Source organism: Cellulosimicrobium sp. SH8 (assembly GCF_025818875.1).
In the GTDB taxonomy this organism is placed as follows: Bacteria; Actinomycetota; Actinomycetes; order Actinomycetales; family Cellulomonadaceae; genus Cellulosimicrobium; species Cellulosimicrobium cellulans_D.
The window spans coordinates 35,925-60,087 of record NZ_JAMXMH010000016.1 but is presented as its reverse complement, the minus strand read 5'-3'; the positions used below and the strand labels follow the sequence as shown (position 1 = coordinate 60,087).

Below are 24,163 nucleotides of genomic sequence, written 5' to 3'. Positions count from 1 at the left end.
GTGCTCCTCACGTCGTCGTGGTGGCCTACCGGCCCGGAGTCTGAATTGCGGCTCGTGCGGCGTCGGACCCCGCACGAGCCGTCGCCGTTCGGCTCTCACGGCAGCCGCCAGGTCATACGCGGGCCACCACCACCGTCCCGTTGCCGGACACCGTCATTGCGCCGTCGACGTGCGGGACAAAGACGGCCTCACCCGGCAGCAGGCGCCGGACATCGCCCGCCGTGAGCTGCACCTCGCCCTCGACGCAGACCGCGATTCGCGGCCCGTCCTCGGGCCCGGCAAGGCGCTCCCCTGCTCGCGGTGTGATGACACTCAGCCCGAGGTCCGTCACGGGTGCGGAGAAGTCCACGACCCCTGGCGCGAGGCGCGCGGGGCGCAGAAAGCCGGTCAGGCGCGGCGTGAAGTCCGTAATGGCGAGCACCTCGTCGACGTCGACGTGCTTGGAGGTCAGCCCTGCGCGCAGGACGTTGTCCGAAGCGGCCATGACCTCGATCGCCATCCCGCTGAGGTACGCGTGCAGCGTCCCCGGCGCCGTGTACAGCGCCTGCCCGGGCTCGAGGCGCTCCTGGTTGAGCAGGAGGGGAGCGAGGAGCCCCGGGTCTCCCGGGAACTGCTGCGCGAGAGTGTGCACGATCTCGAGCTCAGGTCGCGCGCCGACACCGTCCTTGGCCGACGCCGCCGCCTCGTCCACCCACACCGCACCTCGGCCCCGCTGGGCGAGCAGCCAGGTGAGCGCGCCTCGATGCGGATCGGACGCATCTTCGCGCAGGAGCGCGATCAGTGGGTTCAGGGCAGGGACACCGAGCTCGGCGACGAGCTTGGCTGCCTGTTCCGGTTCGCGCAGCCCGCTGAGAAGCTCGAAGGGCGTGAGTGCGTACACGATCTCCGGCTTGTGGAAGCGGTCACGGTAACTGCGCGACGGGTCGTCGAGCGAGACACCACGCCTTTCCTCCGCGGCGAAGCCCGCATCCGCCTGCGCCATGGTCGGGTGCACCTGGATCGACAGTGCGTTCGCGGCGGCAAGGATCTTGGCCAAGTAAGGCAGTCGCGGACCGGTTCTCGCCAGTACTGCGGGTCCGAGCATCGCCTCGGGCTGGGTCGCGACGAGCTCGTCGAGCGGGACTCGACGACCCCCTCCGTCCGCCACGGACGGGTCATCTGGGTGGGCTCCCATCCAGACCTCGGCGATAGGCCGCCCGTCGACCGGCCGACCGAGCAGTTGCTGCACGAGTGTCGTCGAACCCCAGGAGTAGCGACGCACAGCGCCGGCGAGGAGGTACATGACGTCAATCCGTCCCCTGGGTCACACGGGGGATGGCAGCGCTATCAGGACGTGACACGACGCCCCGATGAGCCAGCACGGTCGAGTCCAGGGCAGCCACTACGAGGTCGCGTACCGAACGCATGGTCTCCGCGTCTGCCGCTTCGACGTTGACCCGCAGCAGCGGTTCGGTGTTGGACGCGCGGAGGTTGAGCCACCACGGGTCCGGTGACGTCCAGCGAGAGACCGTGACACCGTCCAACCGGTCGACCTCTAGTGCCTCGGTGTCGAACTTCTCACCCAGCGTGCTGAGCACGGTCTCCTGAGCGCGTGCAGGGTCCTCGACCGCCACGTTGATCTCGCCCGAGCGCACGTAGGGGTCCAGGTCTCCCACGAGCTCCGACAGGGGGCGGTCCTGCTCGGCGAGTGCGGACAGGACGTGCATCGCGGCGAGCATTCCGGAGTCTGCGCCAAAGAAGTCGCGGAAGTAGAAGTGGCCACTGTGCTCACCCCCGAACGCCGCGCCCTCGTCCGCCATGATCGCCTTGATGAACGAGTGGCCCACCCGCGTGCGGACCGTCCGCACGCCCTGGGCGCCGAGGATGTCGGGCACCGCGCGCGATGTGATCGCGTTGTGCAGAATGACCGGCTCACCGCCCTCGTCCCGCACCCGGCGGGCCTCTCGGAGTCCGACGAGCGTCGTGAGCACCGACGGGTCGACGCGTCGGCCTCGCTCGTCGACGACGAAGCACCTGTCGGCATCGCCGTCGAACGCGAGCCCGAGGTCCGCGCGCCGGCGCACGACCTCGGCCTGGAGCGTCGCAGTGTTCGCCGGTACGAGAGGGTTGGCCTCGTGGTTGGGGAACGATCCGTCGAGCTCGAAGAACAACGGGACGATCCCGAGCGGGAGCGCCGGGAGCCCGGCAGCCATCCCGAGCACGGCCGGAACCGTGAGCCCGGCCATGCCGTTGCCCGCGTCGACGACCACCCGCAGGCGACGGTTGGCCGACAAATCCACGAGCGTGCGCAACCGCTCGGCATAGGGTCGAAGCACGTCGACCTCCTGGAGACCGCCACGTAGAGCATCGCCGAGAGGCGCGCCCGACAGGATCTCGACGGCCCGCGCCGCCGCCGCGCCCAGTCCCGTGTCCTGGCCAACTGGCCGTGCGCCAGGCAAGCACAGCTTGAGCCCGTTGTACCGGGCCGGGTTGTGGCTCGCTGTGAACATGGCGCCGGCAGCGTCCAGGTCGCCGGAGGCGAAGTAGAGCTCGTCGGTCGAGCACAACCCCGCGTCGAGCACGTCCGCACCAGCCGAGCGCGCGCCGTCCACGAAGGCGGCTGCCAACCGTGGACCGCTGTCGCGCATGTCACGTGCGACGACCACGCGCGGCACGCCACCTCGAGCCTCGGCGTCCGGGCGGACGACGACCTCGACGAACGCCACGCCCAGCGCCGACGTCGCCTCAGGTCCGAGCTCGTCGGGAACGACACCGCGGACGTCGTACGCCTTGACCACACGGTCCAGCACGTCGCGGGCTCGGGTCGTCGCGGTCACCGACTCGGAGGTCTCAGCCATCGTGACGCTCGAGCTCGGCGACGCCGATCCGGGAGTCGGCCATGCCGTAGAACACGAAGGTGCGGCCGTTGATCTCCTCGACCGCGGTCGGGAACACGACGTTGCCGAGCGTGCCCTGGAGCTCGTCCTGCGTCTCCGGCACGAGCAGCGGCTCGGGTGTGCGGGCCAGGACACGGCGCGGGTCGGAAGCCTCGAGCAGCATGGCCCCGGCCGTGTACCGGGCGCCGTGGGCGAGCGCGAAGCCAGAGAAGTCCGCACCCGTGACCCCGTGGTGGAGGACGAGCCAGCCCTCGGGGACCCGGACAGGTGCCGGTCCCCCGCCGATCTTCGACGCCTCGTACGCCATCTCCGGTGCGGCGAGCATCGACGAGTGCTCGACGTACGTCAGGGCTGCGAGATCGCGTGTCGCCGCGTCGAGGTCGACGTACCCGATCCAGATCGACGGCCTCGCGTCGCCGATACCTGCCGGAGTGCGCGCGCCCTCGCCGGGGCGCAGCCAGTCCAGGTCCCACATCGGCCGGTGCAGGATCGCGAGGGCAGGTCGCCCGTCCGGGCCGGGGACGGCCTCGGGGAAGAAGACGATGTCCTTGTTCGGGAAGAGGTTCAGGTCGGTGTCCAGCTCGGGCTGGTAGGCGAACCGCAGCGGTCCGAGTCGACGCCACGTCACCGTGTCCTGCGAGACAGCAAGTGCCGGCTTCGGCCCGAGTGGCCCGTACGCGATGTAGGTCATGACGTGCAGGCCGAGAGGCTGGACGAAGGTGATGCGCGGGTCTTCGACCCCCGCGTTCTGCCGTCCGTGCTCCCAGCCTTCGTCCGGGGACAGGACCACACCGAGGCGCTCGACGTCGACAGGGACCCCGTCCTGGAGCACGACACGCGCCCGGCCGATGCGCGACACGTTCCCCTCGGCCACGAGACGCGGGTACAGGTACAGCTCGCCGTCAGGTCCCCAGGCAGTTCCGGGGTTGAGAACACCCTCGACCTCGAGCGGCTCACCGGGCAGTGGCGACATGATCGTGCCGAGCCGCTGGAGCGTGTAGGGGACGGTCGTGACGGGTTCGGAGTGGTTCACCTGGGTCATTACCTAGCCTTGAGAGTTTGAGGTGGCGGAATTTGCGGCGCAGTCTTCCCGCACTGCACGGGAGATCAGCCCTTGACGGCCGAGCCGAGGTTCGCGGACGTGAAGTGCCGCTGGAACAGGAGGAACAGGACGACGGCGGGGATCGCGAGGACGCATGCGCCTGCCAGGACGGCGCCCATCGGGTTGGCCTGGAACGTGGAGTTCGCCTGCGAGAAGTTGGCGAGGCTCACCGCGAGCGGCTGCATCGTGGCGTCCTTCGTCACGAGGAACGGCCATAGGAACTCGTTCCACGGGCCGATGAACGTCACGAGCATCGCGGTCAGGACCGCCGGGCGGACCAGTGGCACGGCGATCGAGCGCAGGATCCGCAGCTCGCTCGCGCCGTCGATGCGTGCCGCGTCGAACACGTCGCGCGGGATCTGGAGGAAGTACTGCCGGAAGATCAAGACGGCGACCGAGTTGACGGCGAACGGCAGGATCATGCCGAGGTAGTTGTCCGAGAGGTTGAAGTACCGCACGACCATGACGTAGAGCGGGATCATGAGCAGTTGGAACGGGATCGCCTGGACGAGCAGGACGAGCGCGAACACGAGCCCCTGGCCGCGGAAGGACAGCACCGACAGGGCGTACCCGACGAGCAGCCCGAAGACGAGCGTGCAGCCCACGACACCGGCGGTCATGATCAGTGAGTTCAGCAGTGACCGAAGAAGGTCGATCGACTCGTTGACACCGACGAAGTTGTCGAGCGTGAGGTTGCGCGGCAGCGGGAGCAGGCCCAGGACGCTCGTGTCCCGTTCCTTCTGCAGCGCCCCGATGATCATGTAGTAGAACGGCACGAGCGCCGCGAGCGCACCGACGAGCAGCACGGTGAAGCGCAGCGTAGGCAGGATTCGCCCTGGTCGGCGCGGCTCTGGTCGTTCGCTGCGTCGCGGGCGGCGGTCCTTATCGTGCGTTTTGGTCGTCAGCGTGGTGGCGGCCATCAGCTCTTCCTTTCCGTGAGCCGACGGGAAGCGAGTGAGACCGCCATGACGGCGATCACGAGGATCATTCCGATCGCTGCCGCGATGTCCGGCTGTCCCTGCTGGATGCCCTTCTGGTACATGAGCAGCGCCGGGGTCATCGATGCGCCGTTCGGGCCGCCACCGGTTAGAAGGTAGGGCTCGGTGAAGATCTGCCCGGTGGTGATGACGCAGAGCAGCACCACCAGCGACGTCACCGGTCGAACGGCTGGCAGGGTGACCGTGAGGAACCGGCGCCAGGTGCCCGCGCCGTCCATCTCCGCTGCCTCGTGCAGTTCCTTGGGCACGTTCTGCAACGCGGCAAGGTAGAGCAGGACGTAGAACCCCAGGTTCTTCCAGGTCACGTAGACCGCGATGAGCGGCATGATCAGGCTCGGGTTCGCGAGCCAGGTCGGCTCCGGCGCGAGGCTGCCGAGGATCTTGTTCACGACCCCGTTCCCGTTGAACATGAAGATCCACACGGCGAGCGTCGCGACCGACGCCGTCACGTACGGGATGTAGTACGAGACCCGGAAGAAGCCCTTCCAGTGCACGACGGCGTCGAGCCCCGAGGACAGCAACAGTCCGAGCACGACTGTGAGGGGGATGTTGATCAGTCCGAAGATGAGCAGGTTGCCGAAGGCCTGACGCACTGCCGGGTCCGCGAGGACCTGCTGGAAGTTCTCGAGTCCGACGAAGGGGTGTGGCACCTGCACGCCGGGCGCGGTGAAGAAGAAGTCGTGGAATGACATCCACACGCCGAATCCGAACGGCACGAGGAACACCACGACGACAAATGCCGCGTACGGGGTGCTGAGAAGTAGTCCGAGCGGGTGTTCCCCGAGCCAGCGCTGCAGACGTCGCCCGCGGGGCCCGGTGCGGCCCGGGCGCGGGCCACGGCGACCCGTGGCCCGCGCGGGCGACCGCACGTCCTCGTCGTGGAGCGTGGTCATGATCTGCCTCGTTGTTTCGTTCGTCAGCTCGACAGGCCGTCGATGGTCGTCGCGGCCTCGCCGAACGTCGTCTCGAGGTCGCCGGTCCCGGACTGGACGACATTGCTCCACGCGTCGCGGAAGATCTGCATCTTCTCGGCCAGGCCGTCCACCGTCGGGACGTCCACCGCGAGCGGAACAGCGGACGCGAAGGGCTCGAAGAACGGGTCCTCCGCCAGGAAGTCAGCGGCGAGCTCGGGCACGTCGGTGCGGGTCGGGAACTGTCCCGTGGTCTCCAGCAGCGCCAGGTCGTTCTCGTCGTTCGTCGCGAACTTGAGGAAGTCCCACGCGGTCTGTTGGTTCTTGCACGAGGAGTACAGCCCGATGTTCTTCGAGTCCGCGAACGTCGAGGTCTCATCGGCCGTCATTCCAGCCGCCGTGGGCAGCGGCACGACGCCGTAGTTGACCTTGCCGTCGAACTGCGCCTTGCCCCAGGGGCCGGCGACGCCCATCGCGGCGACGCCGTCGGCGAAGGGGCCGGCCCACATGTCCCCGCTGTACGCCTCCGCGGACGAGAATCCCTCAGCGTAGAGCGTCTGCCAGAACTCCAGGGTCTCGAGGCCCTCGTCGCTCGTGAACGTCGCCTTCCCGTCCTCGATGAACTGCGTACCGCCGGAGTTGGCGAGGAAGAACGGGTAGAAGTCGAAGTTGACGTTCGTGTAGTCCGCGGTCGCCGGCGGGTAGATCGCGAAGTCCGCCGCCCCGGCGTCCTTGATCGCCTGCGCCGCCGCGAGCACGTCGTCGTACGTCTCGAGCTGCGGGTCCTCGGCGTCCAGGCCGGCGGCCGCGAACACGTCCTTGTTGTAGTACAGCATGAAGGGGTTCGTCTTCCAGGGAAGCTGGTACAGGTCCCCGTCAGCGCTGCGGAACCCGTCCGCCGCGGCGCCCGAACGACCCGTGACGTAGTCCTCCGCGTCGTCGAACGTCGTCGACAGGTTCACCAGACCGCCCTGCTTCTGGAATGCGGGCACGGCCGCCGGGGCGGTGTTGAACACGAGGCACGGCGTGTTCCCCGCCGTGATCGAGGCGGCGATGACGTCCTCGGACGAACTCCCCGCGGGGATCGCCTGAGCGCTCACCTTCTCGTCGGGGTGCTCGGCGTTCCATGCCTCGACGACCTGCTCGCCCCAGGCGATCTCCTGCTCGTTGGTCGAGTACCAGATGTCGATCGGCCCGCTGGACAGGCTGCCCTCCGCACCACCAGTACCGCCGTCTCCACCGTCACCGCCAGATCCACACGCCGCGAGCGGCAGGACCACCGCGGCCGCCGTCGCCAGCGCTGTCAACCGTGCACTACGCCTCATCGCGTCATACTCCTGTTCCGGGCATCCGTGCCCGCTCGGTTCTCGAGCCCGCCTGCCCACAACGGGCGAACTTCGTCGGTCTTCGATGCTCCCTGCACGACATCGACTTGATTATTAAACCGGTTTGGTCCGAGACGCGTCAAGTCCTGACATCTGCTGCGACCGGATCCGGGTTCGCGACCTGAGCTCTTTGCATCCCGGGCTTCGAGGGCGCACCTCGGTCCCTACGAACCTTCCGGCCGGGTCTAAACTGCATCTAAACTGTGCGCTACGCTAGCAGCGTGAACGCATCCGAACAGGGCACACGCACTCCCCGCGGTGGCGATGGACATGCGGAACCGCCGACCAATACTGCGACAAGACGGCGTGCAACGATCGGCGACGTAGCAGACCGCGCAGGCGTCTCCAAGACCTTGGTCTCGTTCGTGTTCAACAACCGGCCAGGCGTCTCCGCCTCCACGAGGGATCGGATCCTGCGTGCAGCGGACGACCTGGGCTGGCAGCCGAGCGCTCGTGCTCGTGCGCTCTCACGCAGTCGTACCCAGGCTGTTGGCTTGGTGATCCGACGCGCACCCGCGTTGCTCAGCACTGATCCCTTCTTCCCGCAGTTCTTGGCCGGCGTCGAGATCGGCCTGTCGACGCACGACTACGCCCTGGTCCTCCAGGTCGTCGGCGACGCCCACACCGAGCGCGCCGCGTACGAGCGTTTCGCCAGGGAGTCGCGCGTCGATGGCGTCTTCCTGACCGACGTCCGCGTCGCAGACGAACGACCTCGACACCTCGCTGACCTGGGTCTTTCGTCTGTCGTGGTGGCACCGACTTCCGCGTCTACCAACGCGGGCGAAGTTGTCGTAGGAATGGACGACGCGTCCGGGGTGCGCCGAGCCGTGCACCATTTGTACGCCCTCGGCCACCGACGGATCGGGCACGTCATGGGTGCCGCGGGCTACGTACACACCGAGGCGCGCAAGCAGGCTTGGAGCCAGGCACTCGAAGAGCTCGGCCTCCCCGACGGTGCGATCGCCACAGCGGACTTCACCGGAGGCTCCGGAACCCGCGCTACGCACGAACTACTGGACCTCCAGCGGCCACCAAGCGCCATCGTCTACGGCAATGACCTCATGGCGATCGCCGGAATCTCAGCCGCGACCGACCGCGGAATCCGGGTCCCGGATGACTTGTCCGTCGTGGGGTTCGACGACATCCCCCTCGCTCCCTACATCGTCCCACCCCTCACCACGATCCGACAGAACGTCGTCGCCTGGGGCACCGCAGCAGCCGAGACGCTCATCGCTTCGGTCGAGGGCCGCGAGGCTCACCCCATCGACCTCCCTTCAGTGGAGTTCGTCGTACGCGGGAGTACCGCCAGGGCACGAAACCCGCCGAAGCACTGACCGATACACCAGAGCGCTCGCCAGCTCGACCGGCGGTAGGACTGGAAATACTCCGATCCACACGTAAGGGATAGTTCACCTTGAGCTTGCACCCAGACTGAATACCGCTCGGTTCGCGAGGGCGGTGATCTGGTCGGGGCGGAAGCCGCTCCACGACTCCTCGCCGGCGACGACGACCGGCGCCTGGAGGTACCCCAGCGCGCGCACCCGCTCGAGCGCGTCGACGTCGGCGGAGATGTCGACCACGGTGTACTCGATCCCCTTCTTGTCGAGCGCCCGGTAGGTCGCGTCGCACTGCACGCACGCCGGCTTGCTGTACACGGTGACCTTGTCCTGCTGGCTGGCCATGATGCCTCCCCCACGTCGTTTTTCGGACCGTCCCTGCAAGCGGAGCGTTTGGCCGGTAGCCGTCCCAGGACGCACCCGCAGGGCGCGAGCAACGCGAGCGAGTCGGGATGCCCACCTGGTCGCGCAGTTCTCGGCGGGCTCAACGAGCGCAGCGAGTGCAGCCGAGAAGTTCGCGGGCGGGCGGGCCGGAGCGCAGCGGAGCCGACTTGCGCCCGGGGACGGCCGGCCACACTCGGAGCCAGGGACGGACCGAAGACTCAGAACGCCCGTCAGCCGCGGCCCGCAGGGCTGCGCCAGATCGTGCGCGGCGCTCCGTCGCCGGGCACCGTGGTTCACGCCACGGCCGTCTCGCCGCGATCCGTAGCCCACTGCATCTGGGGCTGGTCCGCGGGCTGGTTCAGGACGACGTCGTGCTTGCGCAGGACCCGGTTCACCGTCGACCGCGACCACGGCACGCGCTGTGCGAGGTCCCGCTCGGAGCGCGCCTCGCGTGCGAGCTGAAGAATCAGGGCGTCGCGCTGGTTGGCGGACATGGTCCGCGGGTCCAGGTCGGCGCTCGACTGCGCTACGCGGCTCGTGTTGACCGGCTCGACCACGACCGCCTCGTCCTCGGCGGGCTCTGCGACCGGCTCGACCTGCGCCGTCTCGTCGGGCTCGTGCGTCGGCGAGGGGGCCTCGTCGGGCCTCGCGTCCGGCTCGACAAGCGGCGCGGCAGCTGCCGGAGCGACCACCGGGCCGGCGCTCTCGACGGCGACCGGACGGGGGCGGCGCACGCCGAGCAGGTGGGAGAGCGCGGCGCCCATGCCCATGACGGCGACGGGGACGCACGCGACGCCGACGACGACCTGCCAGGGAGCGCGCTCGATGCCCGCGGCGTGGAGCAGGTGGTAGGTGATCTGGCCTGCGGCACCGATGACGAGGGAGGCCAGAACAGACCAGCCGGCGAACGAGCGCGCGGCGGGCCGGATGTTGCGGTGGGTGAGCCAGACGCCGAGGGCGAATGCGGCGTAGACCTCCATGCCCAGCGGCAGCGTGATCGCAAGGTTCAGGGTGAGGTCCATGATCCCGGGGAGCAGGTTCACCGGGCCGAAGCCGGACATCTGGCCCAGGTCGACCCAGCCGCCCCAGATCGCGACGAAGGCGCCGGCGGCGAGAAGGACGACAGGCCAGCGCGGGAACGACTCGTAGGTCTCGGCCGGGGCCTGCTGAGCCGTCGTCGGCTCAGGCGTGGGCCGGGAGGGCCGAACCAGCGAGCCAGCGAGAGCGAGGGGCCCACGAGAGGGGTTCATCATGCCTCCAATATCAAAACGCTTGCGTTCTAGTTTAGCAGAAACAGAACGCTTCGGTTCTGTTAGCGTGATCGGGTGAGCAAGGAATCTGGGCCCGGCGGGCCGCGTGATCCGGGCCCCGGGCCGCGCGGGCTGTACGACAGCGCGCGCCTGGCTCAGCGGCTCGGCATCTCGCCGGTGTCGTTGCGCACGGCCCGGCACCGCGGGGTGGACTGGCTACCTGCTCCAGCCGGCGAGCTCAACGGCGGGCCGGTGTGGACCGCGGAATCGCTCGAGGGCATCGAGGACCGTCGCCGGGGCGCGGGGCGGCCGCGTCGGCAGGGGTGACCAGAGTCAGCTTCCAGCGTGCTCGGGTTCAGGAGTCAGACGGGTAGAGCAGGTCACGCGGAACCCTCTGCGGGCAGTAGACCTGCGCGGCGCCAAGGGCCAGCACCTGAGCGGTGAAGTCATCGGTGTCCAGCGTCTCGGCGACATGATCGGTCGCCTCAGACAGCGCCAGATCGTCGTCGCTGACCTTGGCGCACACGCCATGGCCTGCAGCGAGGAGGTCGTCTCGCGGGAGCTCGATGTCTGAGTTCTGGCCTAGAGCCTCGTCCACGAATGCGAGGAAGCGTTCGTCGTCTTCGCTCGTTCCGCAGCCAGTGACGAGCAGCCCGACCACCACTGCCGCGAGCAGCGCTCCTGCGCCCTTGGATCGCACCGCGTCACCGTACCCGGCGGTACCGTGGGCGACCCGAGCCGTCACGCGATCCACGCATCGAGGGTGCGGCGAGTGATGCCCGCTCGTGCGGAGAGGTCGACCTTCGTGTGCAGCTGGGCGCGGAAGATGCCGCGGACGGCGGTGCGCAGGAGCGCGCGCTGGTGTGCCTCGTCGCCGTCGGCGGCGCCGCTGGTGGGTGTGCCGTTGGCGGTGAGCTCGGCCAGGAGCCGGTCCCCGTGGGTGGCGTACCAGGCCGCGGCGAGGAGGTCGTCGCTGGGCTCGAGCTCGAGGACGTGCGTGGCGAGGCGGGCCGTGACGGGCACGAGCCCGACGCCGCTGGCGTGGGTGAGCCAGGCGGCCACGAGACGGGCCGGGCGCACGCTTTCCGGCAGCGGGTCGGGCAGGTCCTTGAACGTGCGGCGCAGGTCGAGGGCGCCTTGCATGCGCACGTCCCAGTCCCATGAGCCGATCGGTTCGCCGGCGTGGGCCAGGGCGTCGGTCCACGGCTCGCGCTCGGGCTCGGGTTGGGCCAGGGCGAGCAGGCGCAGGGTGTGCGCGGCGCACTGGCCGGCGGACAGGGTCCGCCGCGCGGCCTTGTACCCGGTGCGCACGCGGACCTGTCCGGCCTCGGCCGCGGCCCACGCTCCCCCATCGCCGGCAGGCGGCGTCGCGGCGGCGCGCACTCGGTCCAGCAGGTCGAGGATCGGGCCGGCGTGCTCGTCGGGCAGGGCGTCGACGCGGCGGGTCGTCATGGGTGGGGCACCTCGGGGTTGCAGGCGGTCGTGAGCCGCGCCGGAGGCGGGGGGTGTGGGGGGCGGCAAGTCCCCCACGGCGGCGCGGCGGGTAGGGGTGAGCCTACGGGTTCGGGGTGCGGTGGCGGTCGTCATGGCGGGTCTCCTCGTGTCGGTACGGGCTGGGCCAGGGCAGGCCGGGCGCGGCCCGCCCTGGCTCGGGGGTCATGCTGCGGTCGCGGGCTGGTGGTCGGTGACCTCGTGCCAGGGCGCGCGGTCGGTCCAGGAGTAGCCCGTCTCGACGCTCACGGTCTTGGTGTTGACTCGGACGACGCGGCGCCAGTCGCCGCTGATCTTCACGGCGTCACCCTTGGCGACGTTGTGCGGCCCGTAGTCGGTGACCGTGCCGTCCGCGATCTGCTGGGCGCGCACGCCCTGCCAGTGCGCGAGGTTGTCGCGGGCCTCGGCGATCGCCGGCTCGAGGCGACGACGGCGCCGCGCCTGCTCGTGCTCGGTCGCGGGCCGATATCCCGTGTCGGGGTCGTAGACCGGCGCGACCAGCTCGCGCTCGTACTTGCGGATCTGGGCGGCCAGCCGGTCGATCCGGTTTCCAACGGTCACCGGGCTGTATCGGGCGCCGGTCGTCGCCGTGGCGGTCGCTGCGGCCTGGTGGGCGGCGTCGGCGTCGCGTTGGGCGTGGACGGCGGTTCCGAGCGTGGACCAGGCGCGTTCGGTGTCGCGGCGGTGGCGCTTCTCGGAGTGGTGGCCGATCTTGATCGGCTCCCCGCCCTCGGGCAGCCGCTCGACGGCGGCCTCGTGCCGCGCGTAGGCGGCCGCGGCGGCGCCTGCCTTGCGCTCGGCCTTGGCTGCCAGTGCGTCGACGCGGGCGGCCTGGCGGGCGATCTTGTCGGCCTCGACGACGGCGGCCGGGCGGGCCGTGTCGTCGATGGTGACCTCGACGTCGTGGCCGGCCTCGCGCAGCGCGGCCGCGGTCGTCTCGATCGTGCGCACCTTGGCGGCGCGGTCGCGCGACTGCGGCACGTACCACGTGCCGAGGTTGCGGCTCCAGCGCCAGCGGTGGGCCTTGAGGACGACGTTGGTGCCGTCGCCGCGCTCGGTGCCGTCGATGAGGGTTCCTGCCTCGCGGGTGTGGGTAATGGTCAGCATGGTTCGCTCCTGCTCGCGTCTGGGGTGTGGTTGGCCAGCCGGTGGGCCGGGGGTTTCCCTCTCCGGCCCACCGGGGCACGTCACGCGCGCAGAGCGGCCCTCTGCCCGAGCCGGGTGGACCACTGGTCCGGGCTGACGGGGCGCAGGAGCCCGTCGACGACGTCGAAGTTCGTACGGCCCTTCCACGTGCCGCGGGTGGCGTGGTCGCCGCTGGCGAGGATGTTCGTCGCGGACAGCGTCCGGTGGTCCGCGCGGTCCATGCGGTCGAGCAGGTCGTTCAGGTTCTCGCCCGTGCGCGCGGCGCGCTGCTTGGCGAGCTCGATGCTGCGGTCGAACGCCTCGCGGGCGAGAGACGGGATGGCGGCGGTGTTCTGAGCCACGGGGGCCCTCCTTCGCGTTGGTGTCGGGTGGCCGGTGGTCTCCGGCCGTTGTGTGCCCTTCCAACAACTCAAGTATACATCTCAAGCGCGTAAATGTATACCTCAGTTGAAAGGCGGGCCGGGCGTGGTTGGCGCCCGGCCCGCTGGTTGGCTCAGTCGAAGAGCTGGCCGGCCTCGTCCTCGGCTGCCTCGTCGGCGGCGTCGATGGGGTCGCGTCCGGCGTCGTAGTCCTCGCGCCAGGGGCGGTCCGCGATGTCGCGGTGGGTGAGCCAGATTTGGCGCGTGAGCCGGAGGTCGACCAGGGCGAGCCAGAGCGCGAAGTCAGCGTCTCCGTTCGCGTACTCGGTGACGTACCGGTCGGGGTAGCCGGTCAGGCGGTGGCGGATGCGCTCCTCGAGGGCGGCGCGCTGCTCGCCCTCGAGCTGGGCAGGGTGGCAGTTGATCGCGACCACGCGCTGACGCATGGTCTGGTGCTCGGTCGTCATGGTGGTTCCCTTCGTGGGCCGGGCTGGTTCTGGTGGTCCGCGGCGGGCCGGTCGTCGGCCCGCCGCGGGTGTAGGTCAGTCCTCGCCGGGGAGGCTGATCGTCACGACCGGTGCGGCGGTGTCACCTGGGCCGACGTGAAGCACCAGGTCGAGGTCCTGGGCCTCGACCTGGCCCGGGGCGTTGGGAACTCGGGCCACGGTGAACCGGGAGCGGCCAGCGCGAGCCGCGATCGTGGCGAGCCAGAGCACGTCCCACAGTCGCCCGGTCTCGTCCTGCCCGGCTTCGTGCTCGGGGTTCCACGCGACGGCCTCGGCGTGGGCCGCCTGGGTGAGCGCGACGGGCCAGCGGAACCCTGCTTCCTTGGCCAGCGGTCCGGCGTCGACGAGCAAGCCGTCCGCCATGGCCTGGGCGCGGGTGTACGTGTGGATCGGCGGGCCGAACACACCTTCGGTGGGGGTGGTGGTGGTCATGGTGACCCTTCCTGCCAGGTGGCGGGTGGCCGGTGGTCCCGACCGTTTTTCGCCCCCTCCTGGCGTCGTAATCACCGCCCGGATAAGCGGCCCGGAGTGCAACCGACCGCTCCCGGACTGGCGGGGCTCGTCGGCCGAGCTCAGGGAGCGCAGCGACCGCAGGCCGACGAGTTTCGACGGTCCGGGACGCGCAGCGAGGTCGGTTGCGCGCAGGGTCGCGCGGGCGATGATGGAGAGCCAGGAGGGGAAGAAAACCCGCGCGCAGCGCGGCAACCGCGGCCGCGCAGCGGCCACGACTCGGGTCCCGGCCACCGGCCGGGAACACCACCCACTCCGGCGAGACTCGACCACCACAGCCAGCCCCACCACTCCCCCACCGGCCGGCGGCCGGCCCCGGGCTCAGTCGTGCTTGATCACGAGCTCGACGACAACGACGACGACGCGCGCCACTGTGGAAACCACCGCGGCCCACTCGCCGACTGGCCACCGCGCGAGCCGCGGCCGGCCGGTCGGCGTGCTCGGCCGGTGGCCGGTGGGAGCCCGGTTGGTTGGCGGGAGGGGTCTTGCCCGGCCGGTTCGGTGCCGCCCAGCGTGGGTAGCTACGTCCCGCGTCGTTCGTCATGGTGTTCCCCTCGTCGTCGTGCGGTCCGTCGCGCCGGCGATCTGGCGCGATCACTGATGGAAGGTGACCGGTCGTGCCTGCCTGTGACGCCTCCCACCCACAACCAACGGGCAAAGCGGAGGGCCGTGTGACAGACGGCGTGGTGCGAAGAGCAGGCGAGGAGCGCCGTCGCGACGTCGACGAGCGGAGGCGGGGGTCCGGGGGGCGGCAGCTCCCCGGTGCCCGTACCGGCCCTCGATGGGCCGGTACGGGCAGCACCACGCGCAAACGGCGCGCGGCCCGCAGGGACTTCCTGCGAACCGCGCGCCGTGCTGGCTACTTCTTCTTGGGTGCCTTCCCTCGGGCGATCTTCTCGACGTCGCTGAGGGCGTAGCCCCAGGACTCCAGCGCACCCAGGTACTCGGACAGGCTGCCCTCGTGCCGCCAGGACTGGACCCCGGTCCCGGTCTCGCACGCGGCCAGGCAGAGCACGAGCGCGATGTGCTGCGCCCGGCCCGCCGTGGCCTTCGCGGCGGCCTGAGCGATGCCCTGGCTGCGGCCCCGGTACGCGCTCGTGGCGGGCTTGATCCCGAGCCACTGCGCGGCCAGTTCGTGGTCCTTGTCGGCCCCGTGCCCCAGGGTGTGGGTGCTCATCGCGATCCGGGCGGCGATGAACGCTGCCGCGCCGGTGGGGGCGATCTTGCGCTGGGAGAACTCCGCGAGCCACTTCCGCCGGACGACCTCGGCAGACTTCCACGCCTTGTTGTTCTCGATCACCCGGCGGCGCTCGGCCTTCTCCGCCTCGCTCATCGACCCCGTGCGCTGGGTGCTCGCGGTGCCGTACCGGTCGCCGTGGCCGTGCTTGCGCCAGTTCGTGCAGACGTAGACGACCTCGACACGCTGCCAGTGAGCCGAGATGTAGGCCGCGTGGCCGGGGCATTCGGCGTGCGCGTCCACGGTGAGGTCGGTGCCGTTCGCGTCGTCGGCAGCGGGCTTGAGGCTGTCCAGGCGCTTGATCTTGGCGTCGTCATAGGCGGGCCGGGGAACCTCGGTCACCTTCTGCGTGGCCAGCGTGTCGCGCGCCGCAGCGACCTCGGCGGCGCGCTGGCGGTCATCGCGGGCACGCTGGGCCGCGTGGGCGAAGCCGTTCGGGTCCTCGACGGCGACGGCAGTCAGGCTCTTGACGGTCTCGGGGTCGTCCTCGAACTCCGTGATCGCGGCCGCGACGTCCAGGGGCAGGTCGTACTTGGCCTGGACGGCAGCACCGAACTTCGACCCCGCGACCGTGAGCGCGCTGGCCACGACACCCTTGTCCGTGCCGGTGCGCTTGGCGATCTGCGCCGCGCTCAGCCCGATGAGCGACAACTGCTGGAACGCGGCGGTCCGGTGGCTGTCGCGCATGTCCTTGCGGTGGTCGTTCTCGGCCAACTGCTCGACGATGCGGCGGGCCTCGTCCTCGGTGCCATCGATGATCTGTACCGGGATCGTGTCCCGCTGAGCCTCCACGGCGGCGAGTGTGCGGCGCTGCCCCTCGAGGACGACCAGGGTTCCGTCCTCGGCGCGGCGGGCGCGGACGGCCTGCAAGACGCCGTGCTGCTTGATGGAGCCGACGAACGCGGGGGTGAGGTCCGCATCGGCGCGCACGTTGACGCCGACGACGAGCGTTCGGGGGTCGACGTGGGCAAACTCGACGCTCTCAGGGGCTGGTGCCGACCCGACCTCGGTGGACGTTGCTGCGGTGGTGGTCATGGTGACCCTTCCTGCGCAGGTGGTGGGTGGCCGGTGGTCCCGACCGTTTTTCGCCCCCTCCTGGCGTCGTAATCACCACCCGCGCGGGGCCCCCGGGCCGCAACCCGCGGCCCGGCCCGACGGCGGGGCCGGTTTGCGCGGACACGCCTTTCGTCCGCGCGGGCCGGTTTCGACGACGGGCCGGCGCCGAAGGCGAGCGGGTTGCGGCACGGGGTGCGCGGGTGATGATGGAGAGCCAGGAGGGGAAGAAAACCGCGCGCAGCGCGGCAACCGCGGCCGCGCAGCGGCCACGACCCGGGTCCCGGCCACCGGCCGGGAGCACCACCCACCCCGGCGAGCTCGACCACGCCAGCCAGCCGCACCACTCCCCCACCGGCCACCGGCCACCGGCCACCGGCCACCGGCCCATCATCGGCGCGACGACGCCCGGGCGTCCTCGAGTGAGGGCGCCGGGATACGGGCATTCAGCGCTCTTGGTGCCCGGTGCGTTTGCCGATCGCTATGTCCACCGCTGGGCCGAAGGCGGATGTCTTGCGTCGTTCCTGGCCGTGTCCGGCGTCACGATGACCTGGCCCGATTTGATGTTCGGTTACTAGGGCACACACGTAGCTGCCGTCGGGCAGGCGCTCCCAATGAGGATCGGGTCCGTCCTTGCGCAGCGCTTCCGCGAGGGCGAGCGCCTCGGACGTCACGGCTTGGAAGTCGCACCGTGCGCGACTGTCGTAGAAGAGAGATGGTCTGTGGCGGGGCGGGACTATTAGGACTGCGCAGACGGGCACGGCGGGCTGAAGGTCTGGGGGTAGTTCGTCCAGGTGCCCAATGGCCTTGAAGCCTTCGTGTGCGAGGGCGGGCCGCGCCTCTTCGGCTGCGGTGAAGGTCTCGGCGGAGAGTTCCGTGACCAGGTGGACGCCGCTCTCGTGATCTCCGTGCATCCAGCCGAACCGCTCGTCCAGCGTGGAGCCCCAGTCCCATCCAAACCCGAGGACGCTGTCGCGAAGCCCGACGAGGTCGGCTTCGTACTTCCCCGGGTCGGCAGCGAAGTGCAGGCCCGCGAGGACTACCTTCCCCTCGCTAGCGCGCGGAAGAACGGCATAGATCTCCCCGAGCTGCTCCAACTCGGTTTCGCCGATCTCGTGATCTGTGATGTAGACGCCGAGGACCGTGGATCCGTCCTCGACGCTAGCGGGCACAAAGAGCGTGCTGGCTGACAGTTCGCCAGCGTGCCGCAGTTCTCTCTCGTAGAACCGAAGCGCGTAGGTCAGTCTGATGCCTCGCGCTACCTCCGCGGAGGATTCCCAGCGGTCCAGGGCGTGACGAGCTCCTGGGCGGACCCGCTCACGCACTCGGGATGTGGGTCCGTGCTGCGAGTACCCGCTCTTGTGCAGGCTGACCTTGAAGTCGCCGGCGAGAGAGCGTGGCGCGAGATAGGTCTCGTCGGTGGGCTTCTTGTCCCCCGTCCACAGTCGCCATTCCGCTGAGCGACGACCGTCGCTCGCTCGTACTGCGAACCGCACCACCGGCCGATTGCTCACTCCTGGATTGTCTTCGAGAGCACCCACACGCGGCGGGAGAGCTGAGGGTCGCACGAGATCGGTGAGCCGTGGCGGAGGCGGGGGTTCGGGGGGCGGCAGCTCCCCGGTGCCCTTGCCGGCCCTCGATGGGCCGGTACGGGCAGCACCACGCGCAAATGGCGCGCGGCCCGCTGGGGCTCCCCCGCGGGCCGCGCGCCGGGCGGTCAGTGCGCGTCGCGTTCGCGCGCGACCCAGGCGGGAGGCACCCCGACCTGGATGGCGGTGTTGAGCAGGAGCGCGAGCCGGTAGGACTCGTCACTGCGCAGCGCGCGGGCGAACGCGTCGCCCGCGGCCGGGCTCTGCCCGTGCCACCAGGCCACCAGGCCCCAGAGGGTCCAGGCGGGGGCGCTGGTGGGCACGTGGGCGACGATCTGGGCGAGGAGGTCGGCGGCCGCGTCTGCGGCGTGGCCCGGGCGCTCGCCTACCTTCGGGTCAACGATCGCCGCGACCGCCCGCCCGGTCGCCTCGTCGGGTGCGTTTCCGGCGGCGGTCTCGGTCACGGTGTCGGGGTCGATCCCGGGGACCATGGACAGCAGCGCGGCGTCGCGCACCTTGGTGTGCGTGAGCATCTGTGCCAGTTCGCCGTAGATTCCGGGGCCGCCGACCAGGCCCGTGAGCGCGAGCCGCCACGTGGCGAGCGCGTGCGTGGTCTGCTCGTCGGCGCTCTTCGCGGCGTGCTTCTCGGCTGCCCGCCGGGCCGTGGCCTGCGCCTCGGGCGTGGCCTCGGCGGGCAGCAGCCCGGCGCGGTCACGGACGGGCGCGATGCCGAGGGCGACCATCTCGGCGGCGAGGACGCTCGCCGTGACGTCCGCCAGGGGGCGGGCGACGGCGAGCGGGGCGTGCATGTCGACGTACCCGGCGGCGCTCACCTGCACGGCGTCCTGCACGTCGACGGCCTGCCCGTGCAGCGCTTCGGTCATGCTGGCGAGCGCGCGGTCGGCCTCCTGCCGGTCGTCGGTGTACAGGGCGAGCACGGCCGACGCGGCGCGGTCGTTCGCGATGTGCACGGCGAGCATGTCGGCCGTCTCGGGCGTCACGTCGGACAGGTCGGCGCGGGCTACCAGTCCGACCTGTCCCGTGGTCGACCGGCGCCCGACGACGACCAGGCTCTCGGTCGGCGCGTAGCCGATGCGGGCGGGGATGTAGGCGAGCAAGTCGGCGATGGAACGCGCACGGATCTGGGGCTGCTGAGCCACGTAGGGCTCCTTCCTGCGCAGGTGGTGGGTGGCCGGTGGTCCCGACCGTTTTTCGCCCCCTCCTGGCGTCGTAATCACCACCCGCGCGGGGCCCCCGGGCCGCAACCCGCGGCCCGGCCCGACGGCGGGGCCGGTTTGCGCGGACACGCCTTTCGTCCGCGCGGGCCGGTTTCGACGACGGGCCGGCGCCGAAGGCGAGCGGGTTGCGGCACGGGGTGCGCGGGTGATGATGGAGAGCCAGGAGGGGAAGAAAACCGCGCGCAGCGCGGCAACCGCGGCCGCGCAGCGGCCACGACTCGGATCCCGGCCGAAGGCCGAGAGCACCACCCACCCGGCGAGCTCGACCACCACAGCCGGCCCCACCGCTCCCCCACCGGCCACCGGCCGGACCTGGGAACGACACCGCCCCGGTGTCCCTCATCCGAGGATCACCGGGGCGGTGGGCAGGGTCGCTAGAGCTGGTCTGGGGCCGGGACGTTCGGCCAGATCAGGTCTCCCACGACGAGCCCGCTCGGACGATCTGCCAGGAGCCTGAGCAGGCTCCCTTCGACGTCACGCGCCGGAGACATCGTCACCGTGACCGTGTGGGGGTGTGTGAGGTCGATGGTCATGCGCTGCTCCTTCGGTCGGTGGCGGTCAGGACCCGATGGGCCGGCCCCTGCGGAACTCTCCGCGGTTCGCGGGGAACGGTTCGCCGGCGTTGAGCTCGTCCTCGAGGCGGGCTAGTTCGCGCTCGAGCGCGGTGTTGAGCAGGGCGGTCATGGAGACATGGCCGCCGTCGAGGCCGGCGGTGCGCAGGACGGCCGTCTCGGCGCGGCGAATCAGGGCCTCTTGGAATCGGAAGGTTCGAGAGATCATGGCTGTGCCCACGGCGGCCTGCACCGGAGGTTCTGGCTCGGTCGCGCGCGGGCGCTGCGCCCGGGCAGGTCGCCGCGTCGTGGCCGCGGGCGAATCCTCGGTCCGGAGGTCCGGCAGTTCCGACGGCGCCGCCGGAGCTGTGGGTTCGGCTGGCGGCTGGACTACTGGCGCGGCCACCGCAGGTGTCGCGATCGGCTCGACGCGGGGCGTCAGAGAAATCGGGCTGGTTCCGGTGGGTCGCTTGCGCTCGACCATCAGGCGATCCTCTCGGCGTACGCGGGCAGAATCCGGTCGATGATGCGCTGGGCGACCTCGTCGAAGATGCGGACCGTGGTGCGTCCGCGTTCGTCGTTCCAGGCGGTGAGCGAGACGCCGGCGGCATCGGCCTCTGCGAACCTCGTCCACTCGGGCACGTACGGCGGCGTGAGTTCGACTTCCACGTCGCCGGGGATGATCTTGACGGTGCGCAGGTCCCACACGAGGTCGCCGAAGCGCTCACGTAGGCCCTCGATCTGGAAGTCCCCCTCGGCGGTCTGTCGGCGCCGTGTCACGAGGACTCCGCCGACGCGGAGCTCGGGGTTGGCGAGGTCGACGGCGTGCTGCGTCACGAAGTCGCTGACGCGGATCGCGGCTTCGACGGAGTCGTAGCCGGTGTCTGAGGGAATGACCACGACGTCAGCGGCGCTCATCGACATCTGCACCAGGTGGCCAAGGTCCGGTCGTGAGTCGATGAGGACGACGTCGTAGTCCTCCGTCCAGCCCGTGAGTGCCTTGCGCAGACGGCGGAACGCGCCGACGGTGCCAGCTTCGGCTTCGCGGTTGATGAGGTCGAAACGGGCCGGAATCACGTCGATGTGCTTGGCCTCCGCCGTCGCTTCGCCGGCGGTGTTCTTCCAGCCGCACTCGACGACCGCACCCTCTCCGGCGCCTTCGGCGTTAGCGGCGATGGCCTCGGACACGCTCGGGATCGGGTTGGCGGGGTCCCAGTCGATCCCGAGGCGGCGGGTGGCGTTCGCCTGCGGGTCCATGTCGACGACCAGGACATTGAGCCCTTGTCGTGCGAGACCGGCTGCGGTCTGGACCGTGCATCCGGTCTTCTGGACTCCGCCCTTGTTGTTGGCGAAGAGGATCGTGACGGGCATCTTTGGCAACCTCCTGGCGCAATGCAAGCATTGCAATGCTTGCTTTCGTTGCTGGACGCGCCGTGGCGCACCAGCAAGCATAGCAACCAATGGAATACTTGCAATACTTGCAATCCTTGTAAGACTTACGTTCCTTGCAATGCTTACAAGCATTGCAAGCGCCGCACCTACGACGCGAGCCCGTCGACCAAGGTCCACTCGCTCGCCTGCGCATCGTCCGGGGGCCACCACCAGAACTCGGCCGGGTCCGTAGGGTCGGCGGCTTCGTGTCGCGCGAGGTAGGCGCGCCAGGCGCGACGCTGTGCGGCGTAGAGGCGCAGCTGGGCCGCGACACCCTCGAGGACTCCGAGTTGCTCGGCGACGCGGAGCAGGGCGTCGGAGCGGGGGAGCAGGATGCCCGCGGTCCGCTCGAGGAGTCCCCACGAACTCAGCACGTCGACGGCCTCGTGCACCGCCCGGCGCGAGACACCGGTCGCGTCCACCAGCTGCGTGATGGTCTCCGCCCGGCCGTTCTCGACGGCCTCAAAAACGAGGGCGGCCACGTGGCCGAGCTCACGGAACGCGGGTCGCAGCGCATGCACCTGCCCGCGGTCCCACCGCAGGTCGGCGGCGTCGTCCACCAGGTCGGGCGGGATGGTGAGGGCGTACAGGTCGGCGTGCTCGCCACGACCCTGCTCGAGTCGATCGATCCAGCCAGCCTTCCCGAGCTCGTGCAGCAGGACGGACACGGTTGAGTGGTCCATCCCCGTCGCGACAGCGAGGGAGCGGGTGCCGAACGAGACATAGCGGCTACCGGTCTTGTGGGCTGCTTCTCCGAGAGCTCGCAAGAGGAACCGTGCGCCGTACCACTTCCGTCCGGGGAACCGGTGTTGCTCTGTGGTGCGCAGGGAGGCTCGCCAGGTGCGGACGAACGCGTGCTCATCGCAGACGGCTGGGGTACCCCCCTGTGACTCTTGGGCGCTTGTGTTGGATCTGTGCACAGTGTGATTCCCAGACGCTGTGGGCGGGTCGGCGTGCTGCGTGACGTGGCGCCTGGCGTTGTGCCAGTCGCGCGCGAGGGCGCCGTGGCGCTGGGTGGGGGAGTAGCGGGCGTAGAGCGCTGCCAGTCCGGGCCAGCGTCCGTCGGTGAGGCGGGCGGCGACGTCGGCGAGGCGCCAGCCTGCGGCGGCCGCGCCGGCAATGACGGCTTGTCGTGCCTCGGACGGTGAGGGGTAGCGGCCGGTGTCGTACACGCCGTCGCGGGCGATGCGCGTCAGACGGGCCGAGAGGGCCCGGCCGCGGGCGGCCGAGCTGTGGGGGTCCGTAGCGGGCTCAGAGGCCTGGAGAGGGGCCTGTGCGGCCCGCAGGGCGGCGATCTGGGCGCGGTAGGCGTCCTGGAGCGCGGCGACCGCTGTCGCCGGGCTGGGCCGATGCAGGACGTCGACGGCGACGTTGAGGCTCATCGTGAGCGCCTGGTGGCCGCCCGTTGCGTGGGCGGCGCCGGGGACGCGGATACAGCCGGTGCGCAGCGACTGGTGCGGTCCGGGGTCCATCGTGGGGTAGGCGGTGGCGATCGCCTCGACGAGCTCGCGCGCGCTGGTGTAGTCCAGGCGCTCGGCGAGCGGGACGTAGACGTGGCGGCCGCCGTTGGGGGAGACGTCGGTGATCACACGAGCGCCGGCCGACTCGAGCTCGCGCACGAGCCGTGTCGCATCGGCGAGGACGCGCGCTGCGCCCCCCCGTGACGAGTCGAGGTCGAAGCACAGAGCGCGGCAGGTGCCGTCGTCGCCGTACACGCGCACGGCCGCCGGCACAGAGGGCAGCGCGGCGGTCAGAGGGCGCTCGTCGCGGTCCCGGTACTGGACTCCGCCGGCTCGTCTTGATCCGAGCCGGACCCGCGGAGTGCCCGCAAGCAGGGGAGCGCAGGCGGCCCACTCGGCCGTCGCGACGTCGAGGGACGCACTGGACGTTCGTCCAGAATCGGGCGCGTGCAGGTCGACGCCGATCGGTGTGTCGCCCTCGAATTCGTGTGCGAGGGCCCGATGGGTGCTTATGATGGTCTCCAGACAGCGACGCACCTGAGGGTGCGTCAATCGGGGCCCATCACCTCCGCGCCGCCAAGCTTGAGGGTGATGAGCTTCTGATCGTGGCCCGCCCCTTCGGGGGCGGGCCGCTCTGCGTTATGGGGTTATGCGCTCTTGCGAGGAGCGGCCTCCCGTCGGTTGGCGATCACCAGTTCGAATCCGTCCTGCTGGGTGGCCGACGACGGCCACCACTCGGGAACTCCGTTGTCGTCGAGCTCGCTGCGCGCGTGCTTCGCCAGCTCCTCGAGCACGAGGGCGAGCGAGACGCCGGTGGCGTCCGCGATCTCGTCGAAGGTGGCCTTGGCGTCCTTGTCGATCTCAGCGAACAGGGACCGGCGCGTGTGAGCGTCGAGGGACCCGCGGGCCCGTCGTGTCCTCGCTGCCTTCGTAGCCATGCCCTGAAACTTAGCCATAGGCATATGGCGACTGTGGGAGGACACGCCGCGCGTGTCGTCAGCGGCCGGCGATGTAGTCGCCGAAGGCGGCGCCCACCCGCTCGACCGCCTGGCGGTCCGCGCGCCACTGCACACGACGCCCCTGGCGCCGCTCGGGAGGTACGTCGGCCACCACCAGACCCTCGCCTTCCAGAGCTCTGAGGTGACCCTGGACTGCCGGCCGGGTGGCTCCGAGCAGGTCCGAGAGTTCCGCGATCGTGAGCGTGCCGTGGAGTGCGAGGGCGCGCAGCACCTCGGCGCGCGCTCTGTTGCCGATGAGCTCAATGGCGACCTCGACCTCCCTAGGCATCCCGGGGGGCTTTGTGAGTCGCGGCATGGGCTTCATCCTGCCGGATGAGCACCCGACACCCC

Annotated in this window: 25 protein-coding genes and 1 pseudogene; 3 read left to right on the top strand and 23 right to left on the bottom strand. The window is 70.4% G+C overall.

All coding sequences use genetic code 11. From position 1 onward, the window contains the following. Positions 1-112 precede the first annotated feature (112 nt). The 6 genes from manA to NF338_RS20350 all read right to left on the bottom strand — a co-directional run bounded on the left by manA (position 113) and on the right by NF338_RS20350 (position 7,212). Positions 113-1,282 carry a mannose-6-phosphate isomerase, class I gene (gene manA, locus NF338_RS20375; RefSeq protein WP_264032415.1) on the bottom strand — a complete coding sequence of 390 codons (1,170 nt, stop codon included), beginning with the start codon at positions 1,280-1,282 and terminating at the stop codon, positions 113-115. Between the two features lie 4 nt (positions 1,283-1,286). Further along, the gene (locus NF338_RS20370) at positions 1,287-2,837 is read right to left on the bottom strand and encodes a phosphomannomutase/phosphoglucomutase (protein WP_264032414.1); all 1,551 of its coding nucleotides are present in this window, start codon (positions 2,835-2,837) and stop codon (positions 1,287-1,289) included. After that, on the bottom strand, positions 2,830-3,918 hold the full coding sequence (locus tag NF338_RS20365) for a glycosidase (protein WP_264032412.1): 1,089 nt from the start codon (positions 3,916-3,918) through the stop codon (positions 2,830-2,832). The genes NF338_RS20370 and NF338_RS20365 overlap by 8 nt, the downstream gene beginning before the upstream one ends. A 65-nt stretch (positions 3,919-3,983) precedes the next feature. Further along, positions 3,984-4,784, bottom strand: a complete 801-nt coding sequence (locus NF338_RS20360; protein WP_318783194.1) for a carbohydrate ABC transporter permease — start codon at positions 4,782-4,784, stop codon at positions 3,984-3,986. A gap of 113 nt (positions 4,785-4,897) precedes the next feature. Further along, on the bottom strand, positions 4,898-5,869 hold the full coding sequence (locus NF338_RS20355) for a carbohydrate ABC transporter permease (RefSeq protein ID WP_264032411.1): 972 nt from the start codon (positions 5,867-5,869) through the stop codon (positions 4,898-4,900). Between the two features lie 23 nt (positions 5,870-5,892). After that, a complete protein-coding gene (locus NF338_RS20350) occupies positions 5,893-7,212 on the bottom strand; it encodes an ABC transporter substrate-binding protein (protein ID WP_264032410.1) in 1,320 nt (439 codons plus the stop codon). A gap of 263 nt (positions 7,213-7,475) precedes the next feature. On the opposite strand from NF338_RS20350, the pseudogene NF338_RS21065 reads away from it, so the two are divergent. Next, positions 7,476-7,709 (top strand): annotated as a pseudogene (locus NF338_RS21065) (LacI family DNA-binding transcriptional regulator); the annotation flags it as partial. Between the two features lie 57 nt (positions 7,710-7,766). Beyond that, on the top strand, positions 7,767-8,606 hold the full coding sequence (locus tag NF338_RS20345) for a LacI family DNA-binding transcriptional regulator (RefSeq protein ID WP_412847377.1): 840 nt from the start codon (positions 7,767-7,769) through the stop codon (positions 8,604-8,606). Positions 8,607-8,681: 75 nt separating this feature from the next. On the opposite strand, the gene nrdH is transcribed toward NF338_RS20345, so the two are convergent. Further along, positions 8,682-8,954, bottom strand: coding sequence for a glutaredoxin-like protein NrdH (gene nrdH / locus NF338_RS20340; RefSeq protein ID WP_264032409.1), 273 nt, complete (start codon positions 8,952-8,954; stop codon positions 8,682-8,684). A 332-nt stretch (positions 8,955-9,286) separates the two neighbouring features. Continuing rightward, positions 9,287-10,246: a hypothetical protein gene (locus NF338_RS20335; protein ID WP_264032408.1), complete on the bottom strand. Its 960-nt coding sequence runs from the start codon at positions 10,244-10,246 to the stop codon at positions 9,287-9,289. 72 nt (positions 10,247-10,318) lie between these two features. Here NF338_RS20335 and NF338_RS20330 point away from each other — a divergent pair, with 72 nt between their 5' ends. Then, entirely contained in the window at positions 10,319-10,570 is a 252-nt protein-coding gene (locus NF338_RS20330; protein ID WP_264032406.1) for a hypothetical protein, read from the top strand. 28 nt (positions 10,571-10,598) lie between these two features. On the opposite strand, the gene NF338_RS20325 is transcribed toward NF338_RS20330, so the two are convergent. From NF338_RS20325 to NF338_RS20255, 15 genes are all read right to left on the bottom strand, one after another. After that, positions 10,599-10,997, bottom strand: coding sequence for a DUF732 domain-containing protein (locus tag NF338_RS20325; RefSeq protein WP_264032405.1), 399 nt, complete (start codon positions 10,995-10,997; stop codon positions 10,599-10,601). Then, a complete protein-coding gene (locus tag NF338_RS20320) occupies positions 10,985-11,695 on the bottom strand; it encodes a hypothetical protein (protein ID WP_264032404.1) in 711 nt (236 codons plus the stop codon). The genes NF338_RS20325 and NF338_RS20320 overlap by 13 nt, the downstream gene beginning before the upstream one ends. A 204-nt stretch (positions 11,696-11,899) precedes the next feature. Continuing rightward, positions 11,900-12,841 (bottom strand): DUF3560 domain-containing protein, encoded by a 942-nt coding sequence (locus NF338_RS20315; RefSeq protein ID WP_264032403.1) that lies wholly within the window; start codon positions 12,839-12,841, stop codon positions 11,900-11,902. A gap of 80 nt (positions 12,842-12,921) precedes the next feature. Beyond that, a complete protein-coding gene (locus tag NF338_RS20310) occupies positions 12,922-13,221 on the bottom strand; it encodes a hypothetical protein (RefSeq protein ID WP_024841884.1) in 300 nt (99 codons plus the stop codon). Positions 13,222-13,373: 152 nt separating this feature from the next. Next, positions 13,374-13,706, bottom strand: coding sequence for a hypothetical protein (locus NF338_RS20305; RefSeq protein WP_024841883.1), 333 nt, complete (start codon positions 13,704-13,706; stop codon positions 13,374-13,376). Between the two features lie 75 nt (positions 13,707-13,781). Further along, positions 13,782-14,177 carry a DUF6573 family protein gene (locus tag NF338_RS20300; protein WP_264032402.1) on the bottom strand — a complete coding sequence of 132 codons (396 nt, stop codon included), beginning with the start codon at positions 14,175-14,177 and terminating at the stop codon, positions 13,782-13,784. 937 nt (positions 14,178-15,114) lie between these two features. Then, complete coding sequence (locus NF338_RS20295) at positions 15,115-16,527, bottom strand: ParB/RepB/Spo0J family partition protein (protein WP_264032401.1); 1,413 nt, start codon at positions 16,525-16,527, stop codon at positions 15,115-15,117. Between the two features lie 464 nt (positions 16,528-16,991). After that, positions 16,992-18,059 carry a hypothetical protein gene (locus NF338_RS20290; RefSeq protein ID WP_264032400.1) on the bottom strand — a complete coding sequence of 356 codons (1,068 nt, stop codon included), beginning with the start codon at positions 18,057-18,059 and terminating at the stop codon, positions 16,992-16,994. A 203-nt stretch (positions 18,060-18,262) separates the two neighbouring features. After that, on the bottom strand, positions 18,263-19,294 hold the full coding sequence (locus NF338_RS20285; RefSeq protein WP_264032399.1) for a DUF4192 domain-containing protein: 1,032 nt from the start codon (positions 19,292-19,294) through the stop codon (positions 18,263-18,265). Positions 19,295-19,746: 452 nt separating this feature from the next. Then, positions 19,747-19,905, bottom strand: a complete 159-nt coding sequence (locus NF338_RS20280) for a hypothetical protein (RefSeq protein ID WP_264032398.1) — start codon at positions 19,903-19,905, stop codon at positions 19,747-19,749. 25 nt (positions 19,906-19,930) lie between these two features. Further along, positions 19,931-20,407 carry a hypothetical protein gene (locus NF338_RS20275; RefSeq protein WP_264032397.1) on the bottom strand — a complete coding sequence of 159 codons (477 nt, stop codon included), beginning with the start codon at positions 20,405-20,407 and terminating at the stop codon, positions 19,931-19,933. Beyond that, on the bottom strand, positions 20,407-21,294 hold the full coding sequence (locus tag NF338_RS20270; RefSeq protein ID WP_264032396.1) for a ParA family protein: 888 nt from the start codon (positions 21,292-21,294) through the stop codon (positions 20,407-20,409). The genes NF338_RS20275 and NF338_RS20270 overlap by 1 nt, the downstream gene beginning before the upstream one ends. Positions 21,295-21,461: 167 nt before the next feature. Then, the gene (locus tag NF338_RS20265; protein ID WP_264032395.1) at positions 21,462-23,069 is read right to left on the bottom strand and encodes a MarR family transcriptional regulator; all 1,608 of its coding nucleotides are present in this window, start codon (positions 23,067-23,069) and stop codon (positions 21,462-21,464) included. A gap of 392 nt (positions 23,070-23,461) precedes the next feature. Continuing rightward, the gene (locus NF338_RS20260) at positions 23,462-23,752 is read right to left on the bottom strand and encodes a hypothetical protein (RefSeq protein WP_143314469.1); all 291 of its coding nucleotides are present in this window, start codon (positions 23,750-23,752) and stop codon (positions 23,462-23,464) included. 58 nt (positions 23,753-23,810) lie between these two features. Continuing rightward, on the bottom strand, positions 23,811-24,128 hold the full coding sequence (locus NF338_RS20255; RefSeq protein ID WP_264032394.1) for an ArsR/SmtB family transcription factor: 318 nt from the start codon (positions 24,126-24,128) through the stop codon (positions 23,811-23,813). Between the last annotated feature and the right edge of the window lie 35 nt (positions 24,129-24,163).

What these genes read in the sequence shown, in the direction of transcription:
- NF338_RS20275 (WP_264032397.1), bottom strand. Translation starts at nt 20,407, where the DNA reads ATGGTCGAGCGCAAGCGACCCACCGGAACCAGCCCGATTTCTCTGACG.
- NF338_RS20350 (WP_264032410.1), bottom strand. Translation starts at nt 7,212, where the DNA reads ATGAGGCGTAGTGCACGGTTGACAGCGCTGGCGACGGCGGCCGCGGTG.
- NF338_RS20260 (WP_143314469.1), bottom strand. Translation starts at nt 23,752, where the DNA reads ATGGCTACGAAGGCAGCGAGGACACGACGGGCCCGCGGGTCCCTCGAC.
- NF338_RS20280 (WP_264032398.1), bottom strand. Translation starts at nt 19,905, where the DNA reads ATGACCATCGACCTCACACACCCCCACACGGTCACGGTGACGATGTCT.
- NF338_RS20300 (WP_264032402.1), bottom strand. Translation starts at nt 14,177, where the DNA reads ATGACCACCACCACCCCCACCGAAGGTGTGTTCGGCCCGCCGATCCAC.
- NF338_RS20370 (WP_264032414.1), bottom strand. Translation starts at nt 2,837, where the DNA reads ATGGCTGAGACCTCCGAGTCGGTGACCGCGACGACCCGAGCCCGCGAC.
- NF338_RS20335 (WP_264032408.1), bottom strand. Translation starts at nt 10,246, where the DNA reads ATGATGAACCCCTCTCGTGGGCCCCTCGCTCTCGCTGGCTCGCTGGTT.
- NF338_RS20295 (WP_264032401.1), bottom strand. Translation starts at nt 16,527, where the DNA reads ATGACCACCACCGCAGCAACGTCCACCGAGGTCGGGTCGGCACCAGCC.
- manA (WP_264032415.1), bottom strand. Translation starts at nt 1,282, where the DNA reads ATGTACCTCCTCGCCGGCGCTGTGCGTCGCTACTCCTGGGGTTCGACG.
- nrdH (WP_264032409.1), bottom strand. Translation starts at nt 8,954, where the DNA reads ATGGCCAGCCAGCAGGACAAGGTCACCGTGTACAGCAAGCCGGCGTGC.
- NF338_RS20270 (WP_264032396.1), bottom strand. Translation starts at nt 21,294, where the DNA reads ATGCCCGTCACGATCCTCTTCGCCAACAACAAGGGCGGAGTCCAGAAG.
- NF338_RS20355 (WP_264032411.1), bottom strand. Translation starts at nt 5,869, where the DNA reads ATGACCACGCTCCACGACGAGGACGTGCGGTCGCCCGCGCGGGCCACG.
- NF338_RS20365 (WP_264032412.1), bottom strand. Translation starts at nt 3,918, where the DNA reads ATGACCCAGGTGAACCACTCCGAACCCGTCACGACCGTCCCCTACACG.
- NF338_RS20255 (WP_264032394.1), bottom strand. Translation starts at nt 24,128, where the DNA reads ATGCCGCGACTCACAAAGCCCCCCGGGATGCCTAGGGAGGTCGAGGTC.
- NF338_RS20315 (WP_264032403.1), bottom strand. Translation starts at nt 12,841, where the DNA reads ATGCTGACCATTACCCACACCCGCGAGGCAGGAACCCTCATCGACGGC.
- NF338_RS20305 (WP_024841883.1), bottom strand. Translation starts at nt 13,706, where the DNA reads ATGACGACCGAGCACCAGACCATGCGTCAGCGCGTGGTCGCGATCAAC.
- NF338_RS20320 (WP_264032404.1), bottom strand. Translation starts at nt 11,695, where the DNA reads ATGACGACCCGCCGCGTCGACGCCCTGCCCGACGAGCACGCCGGCCCG.